25 protein-coding genes and 3 pseudogenes are annotated in these 26,620 nt (G+C 69.0%); 13 read left to right on the top strand and 15 right to left on the bottom strand.

What is annotated here, in order from left to right:
* Window positions 1-277 precede the first annotated feature (277 nt).
* The 3 genes and pseudogenes from J7E89_RS20500 to J7E89_RS20490 form a co-directional block, all read right to left on the bottom strand.
* A complete protein-coding gene (locus tag J7E89_RS20500) occupies window positions 278-1,495 on the bottom strand; it encodes a cytochrome P450 (protein WP_214975599.1) in 1,218 nt (405 codons plus the stop codon).
* A complete protein-coding gene (locus J7E89_RS20495; RefSeq protein WP_214975597.1) occupies window positions 1,492-2,199 on the bottom strand; it encodes a tRNA-dependent cyclodipeptide synthase in 708 nt (235 codons plus the stop codon). The genes J7E89_RS20500 and J7E89_RS20495 overlap by 4 nt, the downstream gene beginning before the upstream one ends.
* 253 nt (window positions 2,200-2,452) lie before the next feature.
* A pseudogene (locus J7E89_RS20490) lies at window positions 2,453-2,767 on the bottom strand (NAD-dependent epimerase); the annotation flags it as partial.
* A 261-nt stretch (window positions 2,768-3,028) separates the two neighbouring features.
* On the opposite strand from J7E89_RS20490, the pseudogene J7E89_RS20485 reads away from it, so the two are divergent.
* Window positions 3,029-3,755, top strand: a pseudogene (locus J7E89_RS20485) (sulfite exporter TauE/SafE family protein).
* Between the two features lie 302 nt (window positions 3,756-4,057).
* Here J7E89_RS20485 and J7E89_RS20480 read toward each other — a convergent pair.
* Window positions 4,058-4,387 (bottom strand): annotated as a pseudogene (locus J7E89_RS20480) (transposase); the annotation flags it as partial.
* 363 nt (window positions 4,388-4,750) lie between these two features.
* On the opposite strand from J7E89_RS20480, the gene J7E89_RS20475 reads away from it, so the two are divergent.
* Window positions 4,751-5,053, top strand: a complete 303-nt coding sequence (locus J7E89_RS20475) for a hypothetical protein (protein WP_214975595.1) — start codon at window positions 4,751-4,753, stop codon at window positions 5,051-5,053.
* 44 nt (window positions 5,054-5,097) lie between these two features.
* On the opposite strand, the gene J7E89_RS20470 is transcribed toward J7E89_RS20475, so the two are convergent.
* Both J7E89_RS20470 and J7E89_RS20465 read right to left on the bottom strand, forming a co-directional pair.
* Window positions 5,098-6,741, bottom strand: coding sequence for an Hsp70 family protein (locus J7E89_RS20470; protein ID WP_214975593.1), 1,644 nt, complete (start codon window positions 6,739-6,741; stop codon window positions 5,098-5,100).
* A 91-nt stretch (window positions 6,742-6,832) separates the two neighbouring features.
* Window positions 6,833-8,158: a hypothetical protein gene (locus J7E89_RS20465; protein ID WP_214975591.1), complete on the bottom strand. Its 1,326-nt coding sequence runs from the start codon at window positions 8,156-8,158 to the stop codon at window positions 6,833-6,835.
* 115 nt (window positions 8,159-8,273) lie between these two features.
* Between J7E89_RS20465 and J7E89_RS20460 the strand changes: the two genes are divergently transcribed.
* Window positions 8,274-8,900 (top strand): thioesterase domain-containing protein, encoded by a 627-nt coding sequence (locus tag J7E89_RS20460; protein WP_214975589.1) that lies wholly within the window; start codon window positions 8,274-8,276, stop codon window positions 8,898-8,900.
* Here the strand turns inward: J7E89_RS20460 and J7E89_RS40970 are convergent.
* From J7E89_RS40970 to J7E89_RS20425, 9 genes are all read right to left on the bottom strand, one after another.
* The gene (locus J7E89_RS40970) at window positions 8,897-9,616 is read right to left on the bottom strand and encodes a DUF4277 domain-containing protein (protein ID WP_251060834.1); all 720 of its coding nucleotides are present in this window, start codon (window positions 9,614-9,616) and stop codon (window positions 8,897-8,899) included. The two genes, J7E89_RS20460 and J7E89_RS40970, sit on opposite strands and share 4 nt — an antisense overlap.
* A 432-nt stretch (window positions 9,617-10,048) precedes the next feature.
* Complete coding sequence (locus J7E89_RS20450; protein ID WP_214975588.1) at window positions 10,049-10,396, bottom strand: hypothetical protein; 348 nt, start codon at window positions 10,394-10,396, stop codon at window positions 10,049-10,051.
* 42 nt (window positions 10,397-10,438) lie between these two features.
* Entirely contained in the window at window positions 10,439-10,816 is a 378-nt protein-coding gene (locus J7E89_RS20445; RefSeq protein WP_214975586.1) for a hypothetical protein, read from the bottom strand.
* A gap of 65 nt (window positions 10,817-10,881) precedes the next feature.
* Window positions 10,882-12,975, bottom strand: a complete 2,094-nt coding sequence (locus tag J7E89_RS20440) for an integrase (protein ID WP_214975584.1) — start codon at window positions 12,973-12,975, stop codon at window positions 10,882-10,884.
* Entirely contained in the window at window positions 12,972-14,918 is a 1,947-nt protein-coding gene (locus J7E89_RS20435) for a hypothetical protein (protein ID WP_251060833.1), read from the bottom strand. Before J7E89_RS20435 ends, J7E89_RS20440 begins: the two co-directional genes overlap by 4 nt.
* Entirely contained in the window at window positions 14,918-16,381 is a 1,464-nt protein-coding gene (locus tag J7E89_RS40965) for a hypothetical protein (RefSeq protein WP_308315542.1), read from the bottom strand. The genes J7E89_RS20435 and J7E89_RS40965 overlap by 1 nt, the downstream gene beginning before the upstream one ends.
* Window positions 16,382-16,470: 89 nt before the next feature.
* Window positions 16,471-16,599, bottom strand: coding sequence for a hypothetical protein (locus tag J7E89_RS41850; protein ID WP_285439265.1), 129 nt, complete (start codon window positions 16,597-16,599; stop codon window positions 16,471-16,473).
* 168 nt (window positions 16,600-16,767) lie between these two features.
* Window positions 16,768-16,989, bottom strand: coding sequence for a DUF397 domain-containing protein (locus J7E89_RS20430; RefSeq protein WP_214975581.1), 222 nt, complete (start codon window positions 16,987-16,989; stop codon window positions 16,768-16,770).
* Entirely contained in the window at window positions 16,986-17,852 is an 867-nt protein-coding gene (locus tag J7E89_RS20425) for a helix-turn-helix transcriptional regulator (RefSeq protein ID WP_214975579.1), read from the bottom strand. The genes J7E89_RS20430 and J7E89_RS20425 overlap by 4 nt, the downstream gene beginning before the upstream one ends.
* Window positions 17,853-18,057: 205 nt before the next feature.
* Between J7E89_RS20425 and J7E89_RS20420 the strand changes: the two genes are divergently transcribed.
* The 10 genes from J7E89_RS20420 (at window position 18,058) to J7E89_RS20375 (ending at window position 26,549) form a co-directional block, all read left to right on the top strand.
* Window positions 18,058-18,522 carry an ATP-binding protein gene (locus J7E89_RS20420; RefSeq protein WP_308315541.1) on the top strand — a complete coding sequence of 155 codons (465 nt, stop codon included), beginning with the start codon at window positions 18,058-18,060 and terminating at the stop codon, window positions 18,520-18,522.
* Window positions 18,515-18,832 (top strand): hypothetical protein, encoded by a 318-nt coding sequence (locus J7E89_RS20415; protein ID WP_214975577.1) that lies wholly within the window; start codon window positions 18,515-18,517, stop codon window positions 18,830-18,832. The genes J7E89_RS20420 and J7E89_RS20415 overlap by 8 nt, the downstream gene beginning before the upstream one ends.
* Window positions 18,833-19,088: 256 nt before the next feature.
* Entirely contained in the window at window positions 19,089-20,513 is a 1,425-nt protein-coding gene (locus tag J7E89_RS20410) for an NAD(P)/FAD-dependent oxidoreductase (RefSeq protein WP_214975575.1), read from the top strand.
* Window positions 20,510-21,598 carry a hypothetical protein gene (locus J7E89_RS20405; RefSeq protein WP_214975573.1) on the top strand — a complete coding sequence of 363 codons (1,089 nt, stop codon included), beginning with the start codon at window positions 20,510-20,512 and terminating at the stop codon, window positions 21,596-21,598. The genes J7E89_RS20410 and J7E89_RS20405 overlap by 4 nt, the downstream gene beginning before the upstream one ends.
* A complete protein-coding gene (locus J7E89_RS20400; RefSeq protein WP_214975571.1) occupies window positions 21,595-22,146 on the top strand; it encodes a hypothetical protein in 552 nt (183 codons plus the stop codon). Before J7E89_RS20405 ends, J7E89_RS20400 begins: the two co-directional genes overlap by 4 nt.
* Before the next feature lie 6 nt (window positions 22,147-22,152).
* Window positions 22,153-23,169 (top strand): glycosyltransferase family 4 protein, encoded by a 1,017-nt coding sequence (locus tag J7E89_RS20395; RefSeq protein WP_214975569.1) that lies wholly within the window; start codon window positions 22,153-22,155, stop codon window positions 23,167-23,169.
* Window positions 23,166-24,752, top strand: a complete 1,587-nt coding sequence (locus tag J7E89_RS20390) for a hypothetical protein (protein ID WP_214975567.1) — start codon at window positions 23,166-23,168, stop codon at window positions 24,750-24,752. The genes J7E89_RS20395 and J7E89_RS20390 overlap by 4 nt, the downstream gene beginning before the upstream one ends.
* A gap of 40 nt (window positions 24,753-24,792) precedes the next feature.
* Entirely contained in the window at window positions 24,793-25,272 is a 480-nt protein-coding gene (locus J7E89_RS20385) for an NUDIX domain-containing protein (RefSeq protein WP_214975565.1), read from the top strand.
* A gap of 6 nt (window positions 25,273-25,278) precedes the next feature.
* A complete protein-coding gene (locus J7E89_RS20380) occupies window positions 25,279-26,046 on the top strand; it encodes a phosphotransferase family protein (RefSeq protein ID WP_214975563.1) in 768 nt (255 codons plus the stop codon).
* A gap of 197 nt (window positions 26,047-26,243) precedes the next feature.
* On the top strand, window positions 26,244-26,549 hold the full coding sequence (locus J7E89_RS20375; protein ID WP_214975561.1) for a hypothetical protein: 306 nt from the start codon (window positions 26,244-26,246) through the stop codon (window positions 26,547-26,549).
* Window positions 26,550-26,620: the final 71 nt, after the last annotated feature.

Here is a 26,620-nt window from a genome sequence, read left to right as displayed (position 1 = left end):
GTGGGAGATGACCTCCACCGGGTACCGGTGGCCCTTGTACGACGGCGGCACGGACGACATCAGCGATCCCCTCCCAGCACGGCCAACCACAAGATCATCCCACGTCAGCCGATCAACGTGACAATCCCTAACAAAGCCCTACTAGGTGGCTGGTGTTAAGCAGGGAAATCTCAGATAGCGAGACGGGTGATTGTGGGACAAGTTACCCACTTTCGAGTCGAACATCGTCTCGCCATCTGGGAACTGGATCGAAAAACACCAGCCACCTAGGGCGACATCACCAGAGCACGGGCATCCGCTCCGGGATGCGCTTCATGAACCCGGTGCGCCACACGAGTTGCTCGATCGGCACGGCGAGGTCGAGGCCGGGCAGCCGGTCGAGGAGTACCTCGATGGCGATCTGTGCGTGCCGCTTGCCGAGGGCGGTGGCGGGGCAGTAGTGGCCCCCTCCGCCGAACGACAGGTGCGCGTTCGGGTTCGGCCTGTCGAGGCGCACGGCGTGCGGGTCCTCGAATTCGGCGGGATCGTGGTTGGCGGCCTCGACCAGGACGAGGACCAGCTCCCCCTTCTGCACGGTGACGTCACCGAGCCGCATGGTCTCGGTGGCGATACGGGGCAGGCCGTCGGCGATCGACAGGTTGATGCGCAGCAGCTCGTCCACGGCGGCCGGGATGAGGGCCGGGTCGGCGATCAACTGGGCCTTGAGGTCGGGGTGCTGGATCAGCGACACGAGTCCCATGGTGAGGAACCCCATCACGCTGATGACGCCCGCGCCGAACATCGTGACGCCGACGGTGGCGAGCATCTCGTCGGTCAGGTGCGCGTACTCGGGGTCCTCGCGCAGGGTGGCGAGTTCGCCCATGAGACCGGTGGTTTCCGGGTCGTTGAGCCGGTCCACCATGTGGCCCATGTCGCGGTCCCAGTTGATGCCCGCCGCGGGGATGGAGCGGGCGCTGTTCATGAACGCGACGTGCAGCGACCGGTAGAGGCCGGGCCCGTCGGTCTGGGGGATGCCGAGGATGTGGCAGTGCAGGCCGGTGGAGTAGGGGACGGTGAAGTCGTGGCGCAGGTCCGCCGGCGCTCCTGTCGCGACGAGCTGGTCGACGAGCTGGTGCGCGTGGCGCGTGAGCCACTCTTCCAGCCCGGGGGCCTTCGGGTTGAGGGCCTTCATCACGGCCTTGCGAAGCCCGGCTCCCGTGATGTTGCCCATGTTGTTGACCACCTCGGGGGGGATGGTCAACGCGTACTGGCGCGGCGCACCCGGGGCGGAGGTGTCCTTGAGGGAGAACCGGGGGTCGTCGAGTACCTGCCTGCACAGGCGATACGAGGACACCAGCCAGGCCTCCGCACCGGCTATGGTGCGGACCTTCTTGACCGGCTCGTTCGCGAGGAGGTGCGCGATCTCGTCGGGCAGCCTCGTGCCGTTGGCGTCGAACGGGAACCGGGTGAGCCCGTCGGCCGCGGTCGCCGAGGTCGGGTCGATGGTGGTGGTCATACGGAGCGGTCCTGTTCTTCGGCGGGGGTGATCACGGCGTGGCCCTGATTGCGTGAGGCACGCAGGCCCCAGCCCCGTGCGTACAGCAGCTCTGCCAGCGGCAGCGCCTGGTGGTAGCAGTTGAGCGAGGAGGAGACGCCGAGGATGGCCGGGGTGTCGAGGAACAGCGGCACCTCGGCGCACACGTACTTGATGCACACCTCGCGCTGCAGCTCCGTGGGCGGCCGGCCGTTCAGCTTGTCGGCGAGGAACCGGGCCGCGAGCTGGTCGCACACCTCACGGAACTCGGGGTCGTCGGTCATGAGGGTGTCGAGCTGTGAGCGGATCCGCTGGTAGGCGGGGAGCTCCAGGAGCGCGGACATGGGGCGGCCGCGCAGCCGGTCGCCTTCCGGGTCCAGGGCGGCGACGGCGGCGGTGACCTTGGCCCGTACGCCGCGGAGGTTCTTCACCGCCTTGCGCTGCGCTTCGACGTCGGAGTAGCCGAGGGCCACGAACATCTCGGCCACGTGCATGTCGGTCCAGATGAGATCGACCTGCCGGAAGTGTTCGAGTCCCCACCGGGCGAGATCGGTCACGCGGTCGTGGGTGAAGTAGGAGTTCCCCGACGAGATGCCGATGACGGCATGGTCTCCCTCGTCGTGGATGACTTGGCAGTGAGGTGTATAGGGACGGACGGCGAAGGTGCCTTGAATGGCAGTCGTCAACGTGAGTAGTTCCCATGCGCCGCTAGTCCCAGCAGGACCGTGTGCCCTGGGTGTGGCGGCGTGAGTACAACGGTAACCGAGCACACGGCTGATGATCTAGAGCTACCGGCCGGTGACTCTACGGATCTTCTCGCGGACGTGGGGCGTTGCCCGGCCGGGCCGCCGCGGGTGGCGGTGGAGGTGACAGGGGATGATCGACTTGCGGCGGGTATGTCCCGGCACAGCCGGTCCGGGCCCCATCTCAAGCCGGTGCCTACGGCTGCCCGGCAGCCAGGCGCTCACACCACCAGTCCACCGTTGCCTCGACCTGTTCGCCGACGGGGGTGGCCCGTACCGTGAACGCCGCCTCGTAAGCGCTGGAGTCGACGACGAACGGACGGTCGAACTGATACCGGATCTCCCTCAGTTCGCGGGTCATCGGGCAGAACAGCGATGCCATGCCCAGCACGGCCGGTGGGATCCTGCGCACCGTGACCGGCCCGGATCCCGACTGGACGGCCAGGCGATCGGCCATCTCCCGGACGGACAGGGCGCGTTCCGACGGGACGTGCCAGGCCCGCCCCCAGGCCGGCACTGTCACGTTGTCGAGCTCGCCTCACGGCTGCGGCGGAATTCGCCGAGCAAGGTGCCCAGCCATAGTCGCCATCGCGGTCGCGGCCGAGTTGGTAGAGGTCGTCGAAGCTCTGGAACGGCTCCGGTTCACAATCGGGCAAGCGGACCGAGCAGGTGAGGCTCGTCGGCACCAGGGCGGCCCGGGCGCAGGACCCCGCTGGCTGAACCTCCCACCCCGCCGGGTCCGGCCGCCACCGCGGACGGAAGAATCCCCCGCATGGAACAGGCACTGCAGGTCATCGCCATCGTCGCCGCCGCCTTCGGAACCGCGGCCCTCTCAGCGGTGGCCGGGTTCGGTGGCGGGGTGTTGCTGCTGCCGGTGTTCGTCGCCGTCCTGGGCACTCGGGACGCGGTCGCGGTCCTCACCGTCGCGCAGCTGGCCAGCAACGGCAGCCGGGTGTGGTTCAACCGGCGCGAGGTCGACCGGCGCCTGTTCGGCATCTTCGCGATCGGCGCTGTCCCGGCCGCGGCGGCTGGCGCGCTGCTGTTCGCCACCACACCGCTGCCCGCGCTCACCCGCCTCATCGGCGTGTTCCTGCTGGTCATGGTCGCCTGGCGGCGCTGGAAGCCGCACGCTCCGCCTCGACGATCCCGCGTTCGCCGCTGTCGGAGCCGCCTCCGGCTTCGGCTCCGCCCTGGTCGGCTCGGTCGGCCCGATGGTCGCCCCGTTCTTCCTCGCCCGCGGCCTGCTGCGCGGCGCTTACATAGGGACCGAGGCCGCCTCCGCCGTGGTGATGCACCTGACCAAGCTGATCGTGTTCGGCGCCGCCGCGGTCCTGACCGCCTCCAGCGCGTCCATCGGCCTGGCCCTGGCCCCGGCCAGCACGGCGGGCGCCTGGGTCGGCAAGAAGATCGTTGACCGGCTGCCCGCCCACGTCTTCGTCGTCGTGGTCGAGATCGGCCTTATCGTCTCAGGCCTCCTTCTGGCCATCACCGGCGGCTGATCACCGCGGTAGACCGCCATCCCTGAACACCCCAACGAGGCCGTCGTCACGGACATCTGAGCAGGACCAGGTCCCCCAGCATTGTCAGTTCTCATCGACATTTTCGAGCCGTCTGATCGCTAGGTTCTGCCCGAAACCGTCGACAAACGTTGCTCACTCTCGCTACGAAATCAACTACGCCGACGCCCTCCGTGTTCACCGTGTCGTCGCACACGAAGCAGGATCAGACTGCCCACCAAGATCAACACTCATGCCCACCGAGAACGTCGCGAACCCCCACCTACGTGCTCACACAGAGAGTCGTCCAACAGCGAGGCGGCGTCGGAGACGTCCGTCTTGCGGCCGGGCAGGTTCTTGACCTGCCGGGCGTTGACCAGGATCACGTTCAGATCGTCGGCCAGCACGTAGTAGAAGGGTTTCCAGTAGTCCGAGGTCGCCTCGATCACCACCAGGGTGACCTCAGCGGCCAGCAGATGGTCGAGCAGGGCCAGGACCGCGTTCGTCGTCGAACCCCAGGTCGTGGTCTCGGTGGTGAACGATCCCCGCCGTTTCGTACTCGGGATCCGGACGCACACCTTGGCGTCCTTCTTGCTGATGTCCAGGCCGGCGCACCGTTCGTGCAGTACGTCCACGCTCCCGCTCCCTCCCCATCGGTATGCCGTTCCGGGAGGGCCAGGGTGAATCAGGAATTCTGACGCACGTGCTCACAGCAACACTCCACGGTTCCCGTGGACGGCCCCCAGCACCACGCTGACCTACGAGCTCACAGGCATCACAGAGGCATCGGTTTCGGCCGGAACGAACACTCCAAGGGTCCCGGACCGGCATCACTCCCCATCAGGGCAGACAGAAGCACCCCCGGCGCGCGCCATGGGATTTACCACGCCCCCGGCGCGCACCGAAGGTGCGCTGGATCGCTGACCTGTCTCGCCGACGGCGGTTTCGAGGACGCCACGGAGCCGCTTCCGGCTCGGGCCTCGAAGCTGATTCCGGAGGTGCTCGACATCGTGCACGACCTTGCTGCAGAGAGGGAGTTCTCCGCCAAACAGAGCTACCAGGCGGAGAACGCGGCCCTCGCCGCGGGTCGGCGTGCGACGGTGGAGGACACATTCCGTCACAAGATCGAACAGGCCCGCCGACTCGCGCAGGAGGTGGACAGCACCTCCATCCGCCGTCTCCACCGTGCCCGGGTGGGAACCCTGGAGGGTCAGCGAGATGCCCGTCTTGCTCAGATGGACCGCGACTCCCGGTTCAGCCTGTCCACAGAGCCGGTGGCCCTGGTGGTGGTCGAAGGCTGAGCCGGGAGCACGAAGCGAGCGAGGCGGCGGGCGCCGCCTCGCGTCTACTGGTGGGGATGTGAGTACAGATCGGTGAACTTGACGGCCCGCTGCACCGGGAGCGTGCTGCGCACGGTGCTCAGGCTCACGGAGTCACGTTGCTTGCCCCGCAGGACCGGCCATCGTTCCACCCGGAAGCGCGACTCCTGGTGCGCGCAGTCCTTGACGTAGATCTCGCCGGAGACCTTCAGCGTGAACGTGAAGTCGGCGAACCGTCGGAGGCTGACCGGAAGATGAGGCGTCGGGACTCCGTCCACCACGAAGTCGAGGGCTTTCCCGTCGACCGAGACCGCGCGGAGCGCGGCAGTGGTGTCGCCGGTGAGCCCGCGTATCTGGCCGTCGTACCGATGGGCGAGGTTGCTCTCCCGCCGGAAGATCTGGTCGGCGGAGTAGAGCGGCTTGAACGCCGGATACAGGAGCTCACGATGCGTCCTGTCGTCTCCTCCCCGCCATTCGAGCACCAGGTCGAATCCCGGTCTCGGGAGATTGAGCCGGTGATACCGATCGGAGCGCACCACGAGCCCCGTCGCCACCGACTCCTCCGGAGTCTCCAGCGACTGGTCGTATTCCACCTGCGCCTGCGGGAAGACGCGCAAGAACTCCTCACGCACCAGCGGAATCTGGGACATACCGCCTGCCAGAAGCACGTAGTCGACGTCGTCGGCGAGCTCCTCCAGCGGCATCCGGGTGAGAGAGGCCAAGTCCGGTGCATTCCGACGGCGCAGTCGCGCCTCGCACAGGGCGGCTCGCACGAATTCCAGAGCCCGGTCCAGCTGCGGACGGAAGGCGTTCTCCAGGCGCTGCCGTGTGTACTCCAGCATGGGGAAGGAGGAGAGACCACCGCCGATCGGCACGCCCTGCCTGTCGAAACGGGTGTCGGTCAGCAGGACCTTGAGGCGGCGGGCCGCCAGCAGCAGCAGTGCCCGGACGGTCCGAGGGTCCGGCAGGTGATCGATTCGTACGCCGATCGCCTCCAGATCTCGTTCCAGGTCCGCCGCGATCCGTCGATCCAACGCGTCGCCGGCCTCCGGCACGCCGCGTGCCGAGAGGACCGTCAACTCCGGTTCCATATCGTTCAGGTCCTCGGTCACGGACATCAGGGCGATGTCCAGAGTGCCCCCTCCGTAGTCGAAGACCAGAACCGTGCCCTCAGGCGGACGACCGTCGCGCTCGTGACATCCCTCCGACCAGGCCAGACCTGCCGCGATCGGCTCGTCGACGATGTCGGCGACCGTCACCGGGATGCCCGCCTCCGTGGCCAGCCGGGCGAGTCGCCTCCGACGGGGCCCGTCCCAGATCGCGGGGCAGGCCAGGCGGAACTCCGCGCCCTCGGTGTCGGCCTCGTTGGCCTTGGCCAGCAGGAGCACGTGCCGCAGCAGGGACGCGATCAGGCGGTCCGGGGTGAACTCTTGCGTGCCGAGCGACAGGGGACTGTGCAGGTCGTCAGTGATGTACTGCTTGATGGACCGCACGGCGGCGGCACCACCGATCGCCTCCGCAGGCTCGCCGAAGACGAGCTCGCCGCTGGGCGCGGCGGCGATCGCACTGGGGATCCAGGGGGTACTGCTTCCGATCGGCACGGTCTCGGCGAAGCCGTACGGCAGCCGCTGTGTCACCAGTGTGGTGGCCGTCCCGAAATCTATGCCCACCAGGGGCCTACCCTCGCCCACGCCTTTCCCTCCCCACGGAGGTCGCCCTGGCGACGGCGATCCTCCGGCCTACATCAAGAATGTGCCGTGACTATTGATCGGCGACCCGAACCAGCGCCGGCTCCAGGACGACCTCCTGCGGAGTTCCGGATTGCCATGCGAACCCTGGCCGCTCCACGACCACCCGTTCGGCGGATCCGGCCGTGGTGAACCGGTGGCGCACAGGATCGAACCCGGTCTCCTCACCGGCGACGCCGATATCTGTCACAATTGCTGCCGCCGCCTGGGTCAGGGCCCTGCGATACAGAGCATCGGCGGCGCGGGATCCGTCCATGTCCGTCGCGTGAACCACATGGTCAGCGACCTCGGCCAGCACGGCCGCGAGGACTCGCAGCCCGTCCATCCGAGCCTGCCTCAGCTGGGACTGCGAGACGGCTCTTCCCCCTTGACGTACTTGGCGCAGTTCCTCTTCCCTCCGCTGCACCTTTTCGACAAGGGCCTCGGCTCGCCGATTGGCCTCCACCAGCGTTGAGGAGGCGTCCGTGACCTGCTGCCTCAGAACGTCGGCCTGTTCGGTGGACCGCTCGCACTCGGCCTGCAGATCGGCGATCCAGAGACGCAACCGGTCCCGTTCCGCCCGGAGCTCTTGCACGGCGGCTTCCTGCCGCCTCAGCGCGGCTTTGTACTGGTCGCGCTCCTCCGACAGCAGACGCAAGTTGTCCTCGAACGCTTCACGGGCGTCCGTGCGATGGTCGTCGGCTTCCTTCGCCGGATCGCCCGGAAGTACCGCGTCCTGCGGTGGCTGTTCCTCCAGAGGGTCGACGACGCGCTCCTCGGTCCCGTCCAGTTCCGCCGCGAGGGAGGCCATCGAGCTCTCCGGGGCACTGCTTGAGTGAGGCTCCGTCTTCACCACTGCCTCGACGCCCTCGTGCTCAGCCGTGGCGACCGCCAGAGACGGCATGTGTTCCTGAGACAGGCGATCCGCCGGGAGGCCGAGCAGCTTCCACTGGGCTCCTCCCCTCACCTTGGTGAGACGAGGATCCGTGTCCAGCTCTCTCCGTACGTTGCCCCACCAGGCACTGTCGTACCCTCCTGCCAGCGCGAGCTCATTGGTCCACCGGCGCAGTTCACCTATGGACGCGGTACCGCCCTGCTCTCCGAGGAGGGTCACCAGGACGGAAACCGGGGATTCGGCGAACTCCCGCCGCAGGGCTTCGGCATCTCGTAGCGCGCGGTGCCGCAGGGAGCCGACAGGCGCCACCTCGACGTCGGAGGGGGCGGGGAGCGGAATCTCGGTTCGCTGACCGTCTGACCACTCTACGACCGCGCGCGCGTCTCCTACGAGGCATACGGTTCCGATGCCAGCTTCGTCCGTACCGTCGTTCGGTCGGCGTATGACCAGGTCTCCGCTCTTCACAGCGGGCACACTACAGGTCCACCCGCAGCCGACTCTCGTGCATCCGGGAATGGGCTGGCAGCCTGCTGACCAGAGTGGTGGGAAACGATCTCCGTCAGCGTGGGAGACGATCATCGTGGGTACCTGCGTAGGCCCTGACCAGCGCGTTTCGTCGGTGCCCCGTATCCGCCGGGTCCAGCCCGCTGGGCCGTATCACCTGCTCGGCTGGTCGTTCGGTGGGAACGTGGCGCACACCATCGCCACCCGGCTGCGCCAGCAGGGCGAGGAGGTGGCGCTGCTCGCCCTGCTCGACTCGTACCCACCCGAGTGGCAGGAACTGGCGGATTTCCTCGACGAACCCGACCTCCTGGCCGAGGTCCTGACCAGCCTGGGGCTCACGCCCGAGGCATACAGCGACGGCACGCTGGGCCGTGGCCAGTTCGTTGAACGGCTTCGGCTTCCCGACAGTCCGGTGTCCGGCCTGAGCGCCGACGCCCTTGCCGCGCTGCCGGACATCTTCAGCCGCCACGTCCAGCTGCTGCGTGAGCCGGTGGAGCTCGCTTTCGATGGCGACCTGCTCTTCTTCACCGCGGATCACAGCCGCCCGGCCAACGGTGCCACACATGAGTCCTGGCGACCCCATGTCACGGGGCACCTGAGGAACGTGGTGGTGGCCGGCCACCACCACGCCCTCATGCAGCCGGGCCCTCTGAGGGAAGTCGGTACGGCACTGTCGGCCACTCTGGAGAGCCTGGACGCCTAGCCTCGCGCTTCATGGTGTGGGCTGTTCGACTGTGATCGTATAAGCGAAGAGCGCCTCTCGCCATCGAGAAGGAGGATTGTCGAGGCCCTTGTTCCTGCACCCGTCGGGGGCACCTCCCCGTGCGGAAGCGTATCGGGCCCTACCCGCGCCTCCGTATCAGGGGCGGCAGCCGGGTGGTGGTCTCGCAGGCCGGGGTGTGCCGTGTCCAGGCCGGTGGCCTCCGACCCCAACGGCGGTTGGCCGGCGAGGCAGCCCCGGACGCGACGGGCAGGTGATCGTAGACGCCCAGGGCGTCCTGGCCTTGGCGCATCCCGAGAAACAGGACGCTGCCGCGTCCTGTACCCGCCGATGGGATTCGTCGACCAAGGTGCCGAAGGCGCTGGCACGGACGTCGCACGCTGATCCGCTCTGACCCCGGTGGCGGCATGCATGGGCTCGTCAACTTGCTTGCCGTCAGGGGCTAATGGGTCGTACTCGGTCGATACCACCACCGCCCACTCGCGCGCCCAGTCCCCGACGCGGAACAGCGACGCGGGAGCGGTCAGCCGGTTCTCCACCAGTACCTCGATCACCTGGCCGTGCGTCAGGTCCGCCCGCAGATCGGGTGGACACAGACCGTCGACGATCCCCGCGACGTCCAGTCGGCGCAGAAACTCGGCAGCGACAGGCAGAGCGCCCAGACGCTTGGTCACCACGGACTCGATCACGACCTCCATGCGAGGGCGTTCCGTCCGTGGCCGCGAGGACCGGGAAGTCATCGACACACCCGGACCAACGCGGCCGCACCGGCAAGACCGTCAAACCATCTGATTCAGCGACCCACAAGTACGGGCCCAGTGACACGCCAACCCAGCCTGCGCACAGGCGTGTCCGCAGGTCAACCCACATTTCCGCACCCTAGACAGCACCCTCAACTGTGGAACTCAAGTCGTAGAGGGCACTGATTCGGCGGCTACTTCTTGCCACTCCCAGAGGTTCCTCCATGCCGGAACTCCACCAGTCGGTGTAGGGGCACGGATCGCACCCTCAGAACGCCTCAGACTCGAGATTTACGCTGGTGAAGCCGCTTCGTATCACAGGTTGAACCGGAACTGTGTTGATCTGGCGGCATCGTCCCGGATATCCGGGAGATTCCCCGACCCGAGGCCCTATGCGCCCCTCTGGGTAACCGGCAATGACGCGGCCAGGTCCGACGGGTATGTGCGGCACGTTTCGCAGACGGTGGTGATTCGCGTGTGGTGCTGGTCGCCACGGAAGCGGGGGCGTCCTGGGGCTCCGCACAGCTCGCAGGTGTGCTCTGAGGCGGTCTCGGCGGCGTCGGCGAGGGCGGTCGCGTCGTCCATGAAGCCGCCGTCGTACTCGCCGGCCTCGTCGAAGCGGTCAGCGAGGTGGATGCGCAGGCCGCCGAACCTGGTGGTGACGCTGTCGAGTTGGTAGTCGGGGGCGAGGGCGAGCAGGTCGCGGTGGAGCTGTTCTTCGCGCTCAGGATGTCTCATGAGACATCCGGCATGCTGCGAGAGACGCGTATGACCTGGGGCTCAGCGGCTTTGGCGGGGGCCTCGGGGGCGAATGGGCGTGACTGTGGTTGAGACGCTCTTGTCGAGCTGCTGCCGTAGGGCTTCATTGTCGTGGAAGAGGGCAGCGATCGCGGTGTGGGCGGCCTTGAGCTTGTTCTCCAGGAGCGTGCATTCCTGAGTCTTCTCGGTCAGGCGCTTCTTGAGATCGGCAATGGTCGCATCTCGCTTCGCTTCGCCGGGGGTGGCCTTGCCGTGGGCAGCGAGGTGCGCGTCCCACTCGGCCAAGATCGCGTGAGCGCGGTTCATGGTCGCGCGGCTGACCTGGGCCTCTTTGTAGAGGTTCTCTTTCGTGAGGCGGCCGTCGGTCCGTTGGGGATGTCCTTCGAAGAGTCGGGTCATCGCTGCCCGTAGCGCGGCGGCAGTCTTGGGGCTGACTTGGTCTTCGGGGGTCTCGGCAGGGAGAGTCACTGCTGACCCGCCATCTTGAGCACGTTGCGGATGGTGTCCAGTTCGCGCTCGGCGAGGTCTCGGCGGCAGGCGGGCGTGGAGGGGGTGTTGATGAGCTGGAGCTGCTTGCGCTGGTGGGAGTCGTAGATCGGTAGGTGCTCGGGGCCGATCATGCTGTTGGCGCATCGGTCGGGTCGGCAGCGTTCGTCGAGGGGGCCGATGTGTCCGTCGGGGACGATCGCGTTCTCAAGACAGGCGGCACCGACGGGGTTGGTGTGGTCGGCGGTGCAGTTGTTGAGCATGCCGAAGCGGATGTGGATCCGCGTGGTGCGCAAGAGGGTATCGGCGGTGCGGGCGTCACCGTTGCGCGCTGTGACGGTGGCGGCGATCTGATCGAAGGCGTCTTTGACGCGTTCGGCGCCGGGCCCGAACCCGATCTCTTCGCCGGCGGTGTGACGCTCGTAAAGGTCCTTGATCCTGCGAAACTTGACGTTGTCGAGTGCGTCCCCGAGATACTCGGCCCACTCGGTGTCGGAGGCGGCATAGCCGCGGGTGGAGGCGTTGGCCAGAGCCCTCTTGGCCAGGTGCTTCAACTGGATGCCCGTGGCGATCTCGGAACCGGGGAACTGGTCGGTGAGCATCGCCATCGTCCTGCGGAACATGTGCGGGCGGATGTAAGTGGTGGGGATCTCGTCGAGCCCGGTCCACTCCCGGCCAGCGTTCACGAACGTCACGAATGCCGCCAGCATTTCGACACCCCCAAGGGTGGCGTCCTCCCGGGCGACACGAAGGGGCGAGAAGACCCGCTCGGGATGCCGGGAGATAGCCTCGGCAACCGCGAGGGCCTCGACGAGCGGTTCGGCGATCCACCAGTGCTTGCCGGGGCGGTTGGTGGTTCCTTTGATTTTCGTGGAGGCGATGGCGGGGGTGTTGTAGTGCTCGACAACGGGGTCCCGCAGGATCTCGTGAACCTCTGAGTCGCGCATCATTGACAGGCCCACGACCAGGGTAAAGGCCGCGTCACGCAGTGCCGTCTTCGCTTCCAACAGCGCCTGCGGTCCAATGCCGGGGTGCCAGGGCCCGGTGGTGCCATCAGGCCGGACGACCTGTGCAAGTTCTCCGGTCAGTGCGTGAGACGTGGTTCGCCCCTCGGCCACTGCGTCGAGAACCAGGGTGCGGCGATGAAGCTTCTTCGGGCTCTTGATGTCGGAGAACGCAGTGTAGAGCTCTGCCTCGTAGCCGAGGAGAAGCGTCAACAGCGCCCAGTGAACCTGCGGGTCATCGCCGTCGGAGGCCGGGGCATGAACGGGGACCTTGTTGTCAGGGTCGGCGAGCCACTCCTCCAGCCGGGCGTCGATGCCGTGGGATGACGGTCGGGCGACCTCTTTGAGCTCGCGATGCCGCCGATCGGCGCGCAGGATGTCGGGGGCGAAGTCGTGGATGTAGGCCCAGGCCGCACGGATGAGAGGAAACCAAGTCGTCGGAGGGACGGTGGGGGTGGCGAGAGTCTGGTTGGAACTGGCTCGGGCGACCTGGCGTGCGCTCTGACCAGGCCACGGATCTCCCGTCGGCCAGGGCAGACTCAAGGCGGGTGCGGCTGCCGCCAGGGTCTTGAGGCCACTGACATGATTCATGACCGAGTCCGGGCTCGCGCCCTCGGCTGCCAGGTCGGTGATCCGTTGCCGCAGGTCATCCACCGTCCATGCGTCCGGGTGCGCTGGAAGCCCCTTCGTATGGGCCCACCGGGCAGTTGTCCGGAGACGTGAGGCGATCTGGGCCAGAGTGGAGGGAGAGGAGGCCCCGGCGAGGACGACGCCGCTCCTGAGGACCGCTGGGTGGCGCTGGTTGAACGAGAGCATCATCAACTCGCGTGCCAACAAGTTCCAGTACGGGTCCTCCAGTTCCAGGCTGAAGCAGATTTTCCACATGCTCGCGTTGACGTTCGCGGGCCGTTTGAGGACGCCGTTGAAGTTCCAGAGGTCGGTGTCACCGAACCGGGGGACCCCGGCGCCGGGCTCGCGGGCTCCAGGCAGCAGTGAGCGGCCCTGAACGACAGGTTCGTCGTCCCGGAACAGTGGGGGGCGTCGCTGCTGGGGCAGGGTCTCGATCATGCGTCGAACTCCGTGTGGGCCGCCAGCGGCAGGTCCAGGACGGCCTGGCCGGCGTCGATGTGCTTGCGGGCCTGGGCGAGTTCCTCGGGTGTGCGGTCGTCCAGGACGGCGTGGAGGTTCACCCAGCTCTGCCCCCATAGCCGGGTGAAGGCATGTGGGTCCAGCAGTGTACGAAGTCGTTCCAAGTTCGCCTTGAAGAGGAGGAGTTGAGGAAGGTTGGACGGAAGAATCCAGGCGTTGCGGCACTCCAGGCAACGTAGCGGGGCGACGGCGCAGAGTTCACCGGGGCGACTGAAGGGCGACTGGTAGGGGTTCTTGCAGTGGGAGACGCCCATGTCGAGCTGGCCGGTCATGATGTCCTCGGCCTCCCGCGCGGACAGGCCGGAGTTCTCGAGCAGGCTCTGGTCGATGTCCTCGATCTCGCTGCCGGAGACGACGGTGGGGCCGTCGATGCGATCGATAGCCTGGTTGAGCCAGTGCTGCTGTGCCGTGGCGATCGTCCGGCCGGACAGGATCCGCAGTGTGGTGCCCTGGGCGTAGTGGTTGGCGAAGGTCTCCTCGGTGTGATCGTCTGCGGCGGCGCTGATGCGCCCTTCGGTGACGATGGCCTTCTCGACCTTGGTTGATTTCCGCAGGCGGCCGATGTGCCGGTCGCCTTTGACCTCGACGCCCATGGTGTCCAGCCAGCAGCCAAAGTTCGCTCTGCTGCGACTGGGAGTCCACCGGTCAAACACGGTGATGTAGCCGGGGCGGACGGCAGCGCTGACGAAGAGCGTGTCGGTGACATGCGGCGCCTTGGCTCGGATGCGGGCTGTGAGGGCCAGGAGATGCCGGACCACCTCGCTGGCCTCGCGCCGAGGCCAGTTCACGATGAGCTGTCCGCTGGTCTCGTCGTCCGGAGCTGGGGAATCGGATGGGGGCTGGTCGCGAAACGCCCGGTGCCGAAGATGCCCGGCACGATTCTTGAGCAGGGTCAGCCGAACGCCCTTGGGAAGAAACTCCACATCCGCCTCCCCGAACCCGGTGACCTCTTCGGAGGTGTAGCCGGTGGCGTCCATCAACAAGATGCGGAACGCGTGCAGATCAAGGGTGGTGGGATACAGACTCGCCAACAGCCTGCGTGCCAACGGGAGCCGTGCACCCTGCGGATGGGGCACCCGGCCCGGCCCCGCAGTGAACTCCAGCAGTTCCGGGGGCCACTCACGCGACGGAGGCGTGGACCGGCGCACGTCATCGGCGGATATCTCGTCATGGGCCAGGCCCCAGAGCAGGTCTGGGACGCTGGTCCAGCCGCCCCGGTCGGGATGCTGCCCCTGTTCGGCCAGGGCCCACCCGGCGTCCAGGCGCTTGCGCGTCGCGTGCACACTCTTCCAGGCCGCGCGGACCAGGGCGCGCTTGTCCTCACGGGTGAACTCGTCACGCTCCACCCTCTCCCCGCTGCCGAGGAGTGCGGGGCCTCGGGCCAGCCGCGCCAAGGTCGGAGCAACCGCGCGGTCGGGATGATCGTCCCGACGGATGATCAGCACGCGCAGCGAGGAGGCCAGCATGTAGGGCTTCGTCGAGCTCGGTGCGTTGGCCTCTGGCAGGGACAACTCCCACTGCACGAGTGTGTCGAAGAGTTCCGGATCGTCCAGGCTCGCTCGCTCGGCCCCATCGCCGAGCATCGTCTCCACGTACCGGCAGAGGCGGTGTATCGCGTGCTCGTAGCTCCTTGCCTGACCGGCCGTGATTCCCGTAGCGGCGACGTACTCGGTCCACTCGTCTGCCAGCTGCATGGCCAGCAGCGAGCAACGGTAGTCCGCCGGGTCCACTGCTATGAGGGCTCCAAGGACTTGCACCACCCGGGGACCGACGCCACCGGGCGGGACCGGGTTCGCCACGAAGGGCAGGAGCCGCTCGCGTTCCTCTCGGCTCCGGCCGCCCTTCCGTCGCGTTGTGGTCATCAGTGGCCTCCGCTGGTGCTGGACAGGGCGTGGGAGGCGATTTCGGCGTAGGTCGCCTCGTCGTCGCCCACCCAGCTGGCGAACGCCTCCTCGAACTCGTTGATCAGGTCGTCCGTGTACTGGAGATACTGGTAAGTGGTCTCTGGGTTTGCGTGACCGAGCCGACGGCTGACGATCAGCAGCGGGTTGTGCCGGATATGTCCGGTCAGGTAGGAGCGATGCCGACGGCGGCGGGCCTGTGCATCCGACTCCTGGCCGTCCATGGCGTTCTCCAGGTAGGTCAAAAGCCGCAGAGCGTATGTATGTCTTAGGTCGTGCCATCTCCACCGTCGGGCGGGCAGGTGCGGGGTGGTGTCGTCGGCGAGTTCGGTCATGCGCGTCCAGGCCCGGTGGCGGTAGCCCTTCCAGGCGTCGGCCCCGGGCATGAGCCCGCCGCGGCAGACGAACAAGGTCAGTGCCTCCAGGCCGAACTCGCCCTCGTAGACGGTGATCCGCCGGAGCTTGGGATCCATGGCCGACAACTGGAACTCACGCACGACGCCGTCCAGCACGCCCCGAACCCGGCCGCCGGCCACGTCGACGTCGCCCACCACGAACAGGTCACGGGCCTTGCGCTCCAGGCCCCGGGCCGCCCTGCGGACGATGTCCGGACGCTCCAGCAGGCAGAACAGATCAGCCGAGGAGACCGCGTCCTCAGGGACGTAGATGGTTCGCGCCTTGCCGTACTTCGCGCACGCTTGAACCGTGAACTCCGCTCCCCCCAGGGGCATCCCTGGCCAGAGCCCCATCTCGGGAAGCAGCACCGTCGACCACTCCCGCCACCGTCCCCCCGACCCCAGGGCGATGTCGGCGCCCGCCCGGTCGCGCAGCGGTGACCATCCACGGAAGGTCGGATTCACCTCTGCCCCGGGCAGTTGACCGCCCAGTCCCACGTCCCGGAAATACCGGTACTGCTCGAAGGACAGGTGCCGGATGTCCATGCTGGAGCGGACCCTGGGCGCCAGCGCGTTGCGGCCTCGCGCCGCGACCCTTGCCGGCCGATGTGTCAGGATCCCCCGCTGCACGAGGAATCCGTAGAGGTCGTCCTGAACGAACGACTCCTTGCCCCAGGCAGAGGCGCCGATGGGCTTCTCCTGCCAGCGGGTCCGCTCGTCGCGGTACGACACGAGATCCGACTCCACCGCCGACAGTACATCGCTGCCGAGGCCGGCCAGGTGGTCGTCCAGCCTGCGAACGGCCCGCCCGTAGTCCTTCAACGTGGTCTCGTCCAGCAACGCCGTCGACAGGTACCTGCCGAACTCGCACAACGGCGGCACAGGCGTCTGTGTCCCCTCGTCGAGGAACACCGGTGTCCCGTCGAGTACTCCCCGGCGCTTCAGCAGGGCAGCAACCTCCGCTGCGGAGATCACATCCGCGTCCAGATACCTCTCCAGTAGCCCGGACTGCACAAAGGCAAGATCCACACTCGCCCCTTCCCAGGGGCTCGGGGAGGTACCCCCATCAGCTCACCTGTCTCGTACCGCCACAACGGAACGAGACTGAACCACACATCTCATGAGACAGATTTGAACAGCGGAAAGAAGAGCTGGTCGAGCAGTGTCGTCCAGCCGGGCCCGACCGTGTGAGCCCAGGCGGGAACCTGCCGGTGGCTCCAGATGGATTGGGTGCTCTGGTCCGTCATGCGCCACATTCTGGCGCGTGGGTCTGACAGCGGGGCCGGGATCGCTTCCCGGTGATCTTTACGCGGTCCGGAGGGCTACGGATGGCCGCGTATGGGGTAGGGCTGACATGCTGCGGCGGTTGTCCTCCCCCGGTTCGGTCGGGAGAGGACAACCGCCGTTTGCACTGATCAGAGCTCTCCGCTGACCATGGCTTGCCGGAACATGGACCATTCTGTCGCGTCGAACCGCAACGGTTCGAGGTGGGTGTTCTTCGAGTCCCGCACGGCGATGCCGCCTCCGGGGAGATCGGTGATCTCGACGCAGTTGTGTTCCGGTCCGCTGGCCTTGGCCTTGCGCCAGCGGGCGGCGGAGAGGTCGTGCGCGTACAACTCCGCCTTCTTGTCGTTCACTTCCGGTGCCCTTCTTCCATCTGTGCGATTCGTGCGAGCGAGTCCTCCACCGACAGGGCCGCGGCACGGATGCGTTCGACCGCGTTGGCGAAGGGTTGCGTGCCGTCGCCCTCAACGTAGGTAGCTCCGCTGAGGTTCTCCAACAGCACGACATCTGGGGTGGGGCCTGGGAAGCTGACCAGGCCGAAGCCGCCGAAGATCCCGGGGTGGGCGGTGGAGTCCAGCGGCATGAGCTGGACGGTGACGTTGGGCATCTCGGCGGCGTCCAGCAGCTTGCGCAGTTGTTCGCGCATGGTGGCCGGCCTCACCTCGAACCGGATGTGCAGCGCGGCCTCGTGGATGATGGCCCACAGTTGCAGGGGCTGGCCGGGCCTGGTCAGCACGGCCTGGCGGGCTTGGCGGACCTCTGCGAGTGCCGCGATCTCCTCCTGGGTGCGGGCGTCGCTGGTGGCGGTCATCGTCTCGCGCGCGTAGGCGGCGGTCTGCAACAGGCCGGGAACGGCGAGAGGCGCCCACTCGCAGATCCGCTCGGCGTCGTCCTCCAGTGAGATGTAGTCGGCGTACGCCGGGGACACGACGCCGCTGTAGGTCTGCCACCAGCCCTTCTTCCCGGCGTCCTTGGCCAGGTTCTCCAAGGCGGTGAACACCTCCGCGTCCTTCACCCCGTACGCCTTGAGCAGGCCGGTGGCCTCGGCCGGGCGGATCTGCTGCCGCGCGTTCTCGATCTTCGAGAGCTTCGGGACCTTCCACCCCATCGTGACGGCGGCGTCCTCCAGCGTCATCCCGGCGTCGTTGCGGAGCTTCTTGAGCGTCTGGCCGAGGCGTCGGCGGCGGACGGTCGGCACCAAGGGGGAATGCGGCATATTCGCAGTCTGACACCGCGCCAGGCCGCAACACGACCCGGTTTGAAGGATTCCTTCGCCGGATTGGGCCGAAAGGTTGCGGCCCACTCACGAAAGGGTACATGCTCGGGAGAAAGAAGCGACGCTCGGTCAACTTGCCGTAGCCGTGCGCTACTTGATCCAGTGCCGTGCGGCCGTGTGCCGCGGGTGGGAGGCTGCCGTGTTCGTGGCGACGCAAGCGCAGGCCGCAGCGAGTGCCGGGTTCTACTTACAGGCCCGGCCGACTGGCTTCGCCGTACATATGAACGCCTCGGCGGCCCACTTGCGCTGGGTGCGTGAGCTGGCGGACAAGACGCTGTGCGAGGCCGGTGTGGACACCGGCACCAGCGCGAACGTGCAGCTGGTCGCCTCCGAGCTGATCGGGAACTCGGTGCGGGCCTGCGGGGACCACGTGCCCCTGGTCGTCGAGGTCGACGCCGAGGAGGACGGGGTGTCGGTGAAGGTCCACGACCCCGAGCCGGAACTGCTGCCCAGCCGCCGGCCGGTCGCGCTCGACGACGAGGAGGCCGAATCCGGCCGGGGGCTGGGCCTGGTGGACATTCTCGCCCCCGGCTGGCAGGTCCTCTCCACACCGGTCGGCAAGCAAATCGTGTGCAGCCTGCCCTACGACGAAGGAGACGGCCGTGCCTGAAGTCCCCGCCGAACAGCTTCCGTTCCGGGTCGCGTACGACGCGGCGGCCCGCAAAGTGGTCGTGTGGATGACCTTCGGCAACGGCCCGAAGCGCTCCACGCGGCGCAAGACATTCCCCTCGCTGGAGGCGCTGGCCATCGCGGTGGCCGGGCACCGGTATGAAGCCTTCCTGCAGAGCCGTCTGGCCAACACGCTGGTCCAGGCGGCCGTGACGCATCTGGGGGCGGACCCGACAAGTACCGTGCCGCTGGGCACCCTGCTGCACGGCTCATCGCCCGGTCCGGCGGGACCGCCGTCGGCCGACGGGTGAAGCCCGCCTCGGCCATCGACTCCTGCCCGTCCGGGATGTCCGCTCTCCGGGCGGGCAGGCCGCCTTTCCCGACCAGCGGCAGGGGGCGAACGGTGCCCCACCTGCTGCCGCTTCCCGCGAGCCGATCCCGGCTCGCGGCAATGGGGTCCCGCCGCTTCCCCCGCGCATCGGGCGGCGGGCCCCACTGCCTCTCGTGCTCTCACCGCCGCCCGCCCCGGCGCGGGCTCCTGCCGTCTGCCGATCGAAGGAGGGCTTCATGCCCCGTTCTGCGCACTCGTTACCGTCCGAGAGGATCCTCATCCTCGGAGCCGGGCCTTGCGGTCTGGCCTGCGCGGACGAACTGAAGCGGCTTGGCCACCGCGCCTGGACGCTGCTGGAGGCCGCCCCCGTGCCCGGCGGCCTTGCCTCGTCCGTGGTCGATCCGGCCGGCTTCACCTGGGACCTGGGCGGGCACGTGGTCTTCTCCCACTTCGGCGAGTTCGACCGGCTGCTGGCCGAGCTGTTCACCGCCGACGAACTGCTGCACCACGACCGGTCCTCCTACATCCGCTTCCGAGACCGGTGGGTGCCCTACCCCTTCCAGCAGTACCTCCACCACCTCCCGGCCGAGGACGCCGAGGCGTGTGTGCACGACCTTCTGCTCGCCTGCCAGCGGCGCCAACAGGGACTGCCCGCCGGTTCGGACTTCGCCACCTGGCTGCATGGGATGTACGGATCGGGCCTGGTGGAGCGGTTCTTCGGCCCGTACAACACCAAGGTGTGGGCGATGACGCCCGAGCAGATGGCCTCGTCCTGGGTCGCCGAGCGCGTCGCTCCGGTCGATGCCGGTGAGGTCCTGGCGGCCTTGGCGGGAACCGCTCCGCCCGCCAGGCGGTGGGGCCCCAACGCCACCTTCGCCTTCCCCGCCCGCGGCGGCACCGGGGATATCTGGCGCCGACTGGCCGCGCGCCTCGACGGCGGCCTGCGGACCGGCGCCCGCGTGGTCGCCGTCGACCCGTCGGCCCGCACCGTGACGCTCGCCAACGGCGAGCGCATCGGCTTCGACCACCTGGTGACCACCGGCCCGCTGGACCGGCTCGCCGCCATGACCGTCGGCGCCCCCAACAGCGTGCGGGCGGCGGCCGGGAGGCTGCGGCACACCACGGTGGCCATGGTCGGCCTCGGCTACCGGGCGCCCACCACCGATGAGCGATCCTGGCTGTACTTCCCGCAGGCAGAGGTGCCGTTCTACCGGGCCACGAACTTCAGCAAGTACGCGCCCGCCAACGTCCCCGGCGCCGACAAGCAGGCGTTCAGCGCGTGGATGACCGAGACCTCCATGCTCCCGGGCACCCGCCTGGACTACCACCGGCTGATCGGCGACTGCGACCAGGCTCTGCGGCGCCACGGCCTGGTGCCCGAGCACGCGCCGCTGGCCAGCGCCCACCTGGAGCTGATCGAGTACGCCTATCCGGTGCCCACCGTGGACCGTGATGCGGCCCTGGCCGAGGTGGTGCCGTGGATGGAGGCCCGCGGGATCTACCCGCGGGGCCGGTTCGGGACCTGGCGGTACGAGATCGGCAACATGGACCACGCGGTGAAGATGGGCATCGACATCGCCCGCCGCCTGGTGAACGGGGTCACCGAGGAACTCCTCACCCCGGTCTGCGGTGCCGTGACGGTGGCAGGGGGCCGGGCGTGAACGGCCGCGGCAGCAACCCGACGGTCCCCTTCGCCGGGCACCGCTTCCACCTGAACACCGACGAGACCTTCAGCGTCGACCAAGGCATCCACCTGCTGAACTTCGCCCCCGAGACCGCCCCGGCCCCGCTGTGCGGGCAGCTCACGCACATCCGCGTCCACCACAGTGAAGACCTCTACCGCGACCGCACGGCCCGCCTGGCCGGTGCACCGTCGCTGAAGGTGGTGCCGTTCCGCGGCGATCCGTACCTGTTCTCCCAGATCGGGCAGGTGGGCTGGTGGCGACCCGACCCCACCTCGCACCTGCCCGCCGACCACCTGTACGCCCGCGACGCGACCGGCCGGCTGCACATCGTGCTGCATTCGGGGACCGACCGCGGCGAGCGGTATGCCCTGCGGGTGATCCGCGAGGTCGTCCTGCGCTGTGCCGAGCACCGCGGCTGGACCGCCTTCCATGCCGCGGCCGGCACGGTCGACGGCCACGGAGTGCTGATCGCCGGGGCGTCCGGGGCGGGCAAGACCACCGTGCTCACGGCCCTGGCCGCCCACCGCCGCGCCGACCTCATCGGCTCCGACCGTGTGCTGGTCACCGAGTCCGCGACGAACGTGGTCGGGGTCCCGATCTCGGTGAGGATCGCCGGCGGCACCCTGTCCGCGCTCGCCCCGAACCGGAACCTGCCGCCGCACAGCCTGCTGCCGACCGGCTTCGGCGCCACCCGCAAAGCCTCCTGCACCCCGCACGACTTCGCCCACGCCTTCGCCGCCCGCGTGCGGGAAAGCGCCCCGCTGCGGCTCGTCGTCCTGCCCCGGCTGACCGACGACGACCAAGAGGTGAGCATCGCCTTCCCCTGCCCGGCAACGGCCCGTGCCGCACTCGCGGCGATGTGCTGCACCCCGAATGACGAGGACTGGCTCCACCCGTGGTTCGCCGACCGCACCCGCCACGTGGGCGAACTGGCCCGCCAGGCCGCCGACCTCATGGACGACCTGGTCGCCAGAGTGCCGGTGATGACAGTGACGGCCGGAGTACACACCCCGCACCTGCTGGAACGGATCGCCGACGCCGTCACCCGGAGGCTTTCGTGATACCCAAGCGCATCGCACTGGTCGGCCCGGTGGCCTCCGGCAAGTCCACCCTCGCCACCGACATCGCCGCCCACAGCGGCCTGCCCCACCTCGACCTGGACGAGCTGTTCTGGGAACCCAACTGGACCCCGGTCGACCCGCCGGTCTTCCACGACCGTGTCCGTGACGCCCTGGCCGCAGACACCTGGATCGCGGACGGCAACTACGGCGGCGAAGCCGCCGAGATCCTGCTGGCCCGCGCCGAACTGACCATCTGGCTCGACCTGCCGCTGCGGATCTGCCTGCCCCGGCTGATCCACCGCTCACTGCGGCGGGCCGCCACCCAGCAGGAGCTGTTCGCCGGGAACCGGGAGAGCTTCGGCCACCTGCTCGCCCGCGACTCGATCCTGTGGTGGGGCCCCGCCCACCACCACCGGCATCGCCGCCGCTGGGCGACGCGCCTTAACCCAGGCCGGGCCGACGGCCTGCCCGTCGTCCGCCTCGATCATCCCCAAGCCGCCGCCGTCCGGCTGCAATCCCTCGGTCTGCTCGCCCCGAAGGAGGCATGACCTGCCGTGATCGCCTCAGTCGTCCGCGTGCCCTGGCACACCGCCCACGGCGGCTACGACCGCCTTCTCGACCACCTCCCCGAAGTCCGCCGCATCACCCCGCCCACCGGCCCGCTGACCACCAGGGCCGCCCGTCAGGCTCACCGCCTGTTCGCCCGCAGCTGCCCGCTGCCCTTCTACCCGGCCGAGCACTTCGCCACCGACCTGCACCTGATGGCCTCCCGCAAGGCCGCGCACGTACTGTACGGGGACGAGCAGTACTGGTTCTCCCGCCGCCGCCTGGGCCCGACCGCCGTGACCTACCACCAGCCGCCCGCACACCTCCAGCAGCACCTGCCGCCCAGGACGTGGCGGAGACTGGCGCCGACGGCCGAGCACATCGTCGTCCTCGACCCTCACCAGCAGGCGTTCTTCACCGACCTGGTTCCCTGCGACCGCGTACACCTGGTACCCCACGGCATCGACACCACCGCCTTCACCCCACCGCCCGCCCCGCCGTCCTCGGACCGGCCGTTGGTGCTGACAGTCGGCTGGTGGCTGCGGGACTGGGACGTGCTGGACGCCGTGCACGAGCGGCTGCACCGCCGCTACGGCGGCGGCGTCGAGCTGATCGTCGTCACCCGGCAGGCCCGCAGCCGACCCTGGCATCCGGCCGTCCGCGTGCTGGAAGGCGTCACCGAGCAGACCCTCATCGCGCTGTACCGGCGGGCCGCCGTGATGCTGCTGCCGCTCATCGACGCGACCGCCAACAACGCGCTGCTGGAGGCGATGGCCTGCGGCACCCCGGTGGTCGCCACCGACGTCGGCGGCATCCGCCACTACACGGGAGGGGCAGCCCAGCTCATCCCGCCCGGCGACGCCGCCGCCGCTGCGGAAGCGGTAGAGAAGGTCCTCGCCGAGACCGGCACCGCCGCGCACGCCGTGCGGCGGGCCGCCGCACGAGAACGCGCGGAGCTGTTCGCCTGGCCCCTGGTCGCCGACCAGATGCGCGGTCTCTACCGGCTCCTGGAGGAAGGGCGGTGACCGCGGCAGGGGTGTGGCTGCAGGCCGCCGTGCCGGTGCTGCTGACGCTGCTGCTGGCCCGCGCGGTATGGGCCTTCATCGCGGTGGAGGTGTGCGCGAGGTGGCTGCTCGCCTCCGCCACCCCCACTCCGCCGGAGCCGGAGGCGGTGCCGTGGCTGGTGGTGCTGTTGCCGATGCTGCGCGAGCAGACGACCGCCGCGCAGACGGTGGCCGCGTTCACCGCTCTTGACTACCCGCCAGGCCGGGCCGCCGTCGTGGTCATCACCACCGAACGCGAAACCTCCGCCCGCGCCGGACACCGCGGCCGGCTGGAAACCCTGACCGCCTCCGCACCTCTGGAGGCCGGGCAGCTGCGGGGCCTGTTCCCCGCCGCCCGCTGCCGCGAGGTCGCCGAGACGGTCAACGCCGCCGATCCCGCGGACCGGCTGCGGGTGCTGACCGACCTGTTCGACGCCGAGCCGACCACGGCCGACATCGTGGCGGCCCTCGCCGCCGACCCGCCGGGCGGCCACCTGCCGCTGGTGCACCTGCACCAGCCCGATGTCGGCGGGCGCAAGGCCGGACAGCTCAACTTCGCCCTCGACCGCCTGGGGCAGGTCCTCGGCTCGCTCGGCTGGAAGGAGGACGAACACGCAGGCGACACGTACGCGGTGGTCTACGACGCCGACGCGGTCCCCGACCGCCGCACCCTTCAGGCGTTCGCCACCGAGGCCGCCGCCCACCGGGCCCGCGCGGGCAGGCCCCCGGCACTGATCCAACAGCAGCGACTGCCGCTGCTGGCCCGCCGCCCCTTCCCCGCCGGCCCGGTCGGTCTGCTGCTGGCCGGGGAATGGGTGTACCAGCTGCGGCGCTCGCTCGGCATCGAACTCGCCCGCGTCCGCCTGCACCGCTTCCTGGCCTTCTCCCCGCTGCCGGAAGCGGTGCGGATGTGGCTGCGGCCGATGGTGTACGCCGTGGGCTGCGGCATGGCCGTCCACCTCCCCGCCGCCCGCGCGCTCGGCGGCTTCCCCGAACCGATGGAAGACCTCGGCACCGGGCACCGGCTGTCCCTGCTCGGCGCCGACCTCACCGCCACGTCGGTCGCCGTCCTGGACGAGCCCTACACCGAGCCGTCGGGGCTGGCCAACCTTCACGCCCTGGCCTTCACCGCCTCCGCCCGCCCCGACCGTCACGCGACTGCTGTCGCCCACCTGCCCACCGACCTCTCTCGCCCTGCCAAGTCGGCGCTGGTGGCCCGGGAGTGGGCGGACGAGGCCGCCTGGCTGATCGGCGCCCCGCTGGCCGCGGCGGCCGTCGTCTCCGCCTGGTGGGCCGGGCCGGCCTGGACTGCCGTCGCGGCGGCCGGAGTGCTGCTGCACGGCCCCGTGACCACCGCCCGACTGCTGGCCCTGGCCCCGGCCCTGCACGCGGCAGTCACCCCACCGCCCGCTCTGGCCCCCTGGCCCCGGACATCCTCAGCACACCCGTCCGCCCTGGTCGCGGCCAGTCCCCTTCAGCCGTTCGTACGGCTGGCCGGGCCCTGGCGGCTGATCTTCGCAAAGGTCACCAGACGGCACCGCGGTTTCGGCAAGACTGAGCGCTGACATCACCTTCCCCGACCGCGACCGAGAGTTGGAGCCCCCTGTGGCCGAGCCCGTCACCCCGACCATCCGCACCTCCGCCAAGGCCGTCGTCCTCCACGACGGCCGCGTCCTGCTCCAGCGGGCCAACTGGGAAGGCCAGGACTGCTACTTCCTGCCCGGCGGCGGCCAGCACCCCGGAGAACCCCTCGACCAGACCGCCCGCCGCGAGGTCCACGAGGAGACCGGCCTGAGGGTCACTGTGGAGAAGATGCTGTGGCTGCGGGAGTACATCGGCGCCAACCACGAGCACGCCGGCACCGAGGCCGGAACCCACCGCATCGAAGCGATCTTCCACTGCACCCCCGAAGGCGACCCCGGCCGGCTCGGCGGACACGCCGAAGACGATGTGCAGACCGGCCTGGAGTGGGTGGAACTGGAGAAAGTGCCCGGCCTGAACCTGCTGCCCCACGCCCTGCGGCAGCCGATCGCCGCCCTCGCCACCGCCGGGCCCTCATCCGGCTACCTCGGCGACGTCGCCTGAAGCCCCATGACGGCGATAGACGGCCGGGTCCCGGACGGCGCCCGGGAGATCACCACCGGACAGGCCAACCGCGTCTGGCAAATCGACGGACCGGCGCCGTACGTGCTCAAGCACTACGGCGACCCGGCCCGCGCCGCGAACGAAGCCGCCGCCCTCGCCCTCCTCGCCCAGCACCAAGCCCCAGCCCCCAAGCTCCTGGGGGCCGACCCAGGGGCCAGACCAGCGTGGACCGCGCAAAGCGCGGTCCACGCCGAGCCCGTACCCGCCGACCGGCTCCTTCACGAACTCACCGTCCCCCTGGCCGCCGTCCACCGCATCCCCGGCCCGCACGCCGGACGGCTCGCCGGAGCCCGGCGACACCGCACCTGGCGCGACTACCTGCACAACCGGATCGACACCTACACGGCCGCCGCCCCCGACCTCACTCCGGCCGCAGCAGCCCTCCGCCGCGAACTCGACGCCACGGACACGGACACCGAACCCAGGCTTCTGCACCACGATCTCCAGCTGGGGCACCTCGTCCGCCTGCCCAGCGGCAGCACACTGCTGCTGGACTGGGAACTCGCCGCCTTCGGCGACCCGCTGTCCGACCTCGCCCGCCTCGCTGTCCGCCTCGACCTGCCCGACCCCACGGACGTACTCCACCTCGCCCACCAGACCGATCCGGCCGCCGACAGTCGAATCCGCCTGTACTGGCGCATCCACCAGCTCGCCGACGCCGCCCTCAGCACCGATCCCGCTGTGCGGCAACGCGGCCGGGCTCGCCTCCCGTGACGGAACCACGGCCTCCCACAAGACGCCCACCGTCACCGATGAGCGTGAAGATCCGCCGCTACTTGACGCGGTAACCGCGCTGTTCACCGCCCGATCGCGTCAACACTCCTTGCCTGGCGGCACCTTGGAGACCAAACGGTGTGCGTTCACCCGATTACCCTGTGCACTCGCCTTAATCGGTTCAATGAGGAATCCGTATGAGCTACACAGACCAGGACGTCCGCGAGGGGCCCGGCGGGCGTCTGGTGCGCCACGGCGGCCATCACCCCGACGGGGCGGCCACGTTCTCACGTAAGGGCTGGTCGGCCACCATCAACCCAAGCCGTACCCCTGCGCGGCGCCTCGTGAGCGCCACCCTCGGCGTTCCGGATGCCGGGCTCCTTGTCCTCGGGGGAGACCAGGCCGGACTACTCGACGATCCACTTGTCGAACTCGATCGATGCGCGGACCTAGCTGACGATGGAGGAGACGAAGCCGCTGTGGCGAGGCCGCACCAGTTGTAGCAGGAGGACCCAGCGGCTACTTCTTGCCACTCCCAGAGGTTCCTCCATGCCGGAACTCCACGAGTCGGTGT

Source organism: Streptomyces sp. ISL-100 (assembly GCF_018614615.1).
Classification (GTDB): Bacteria; Actinomycetota; Actinomycetes; order Streptomycetales; family Streptomycetaceae; genus Streptomyces.
This window is presented reverse-complemented; position numbering and strand designations above follow the sequence as displayed.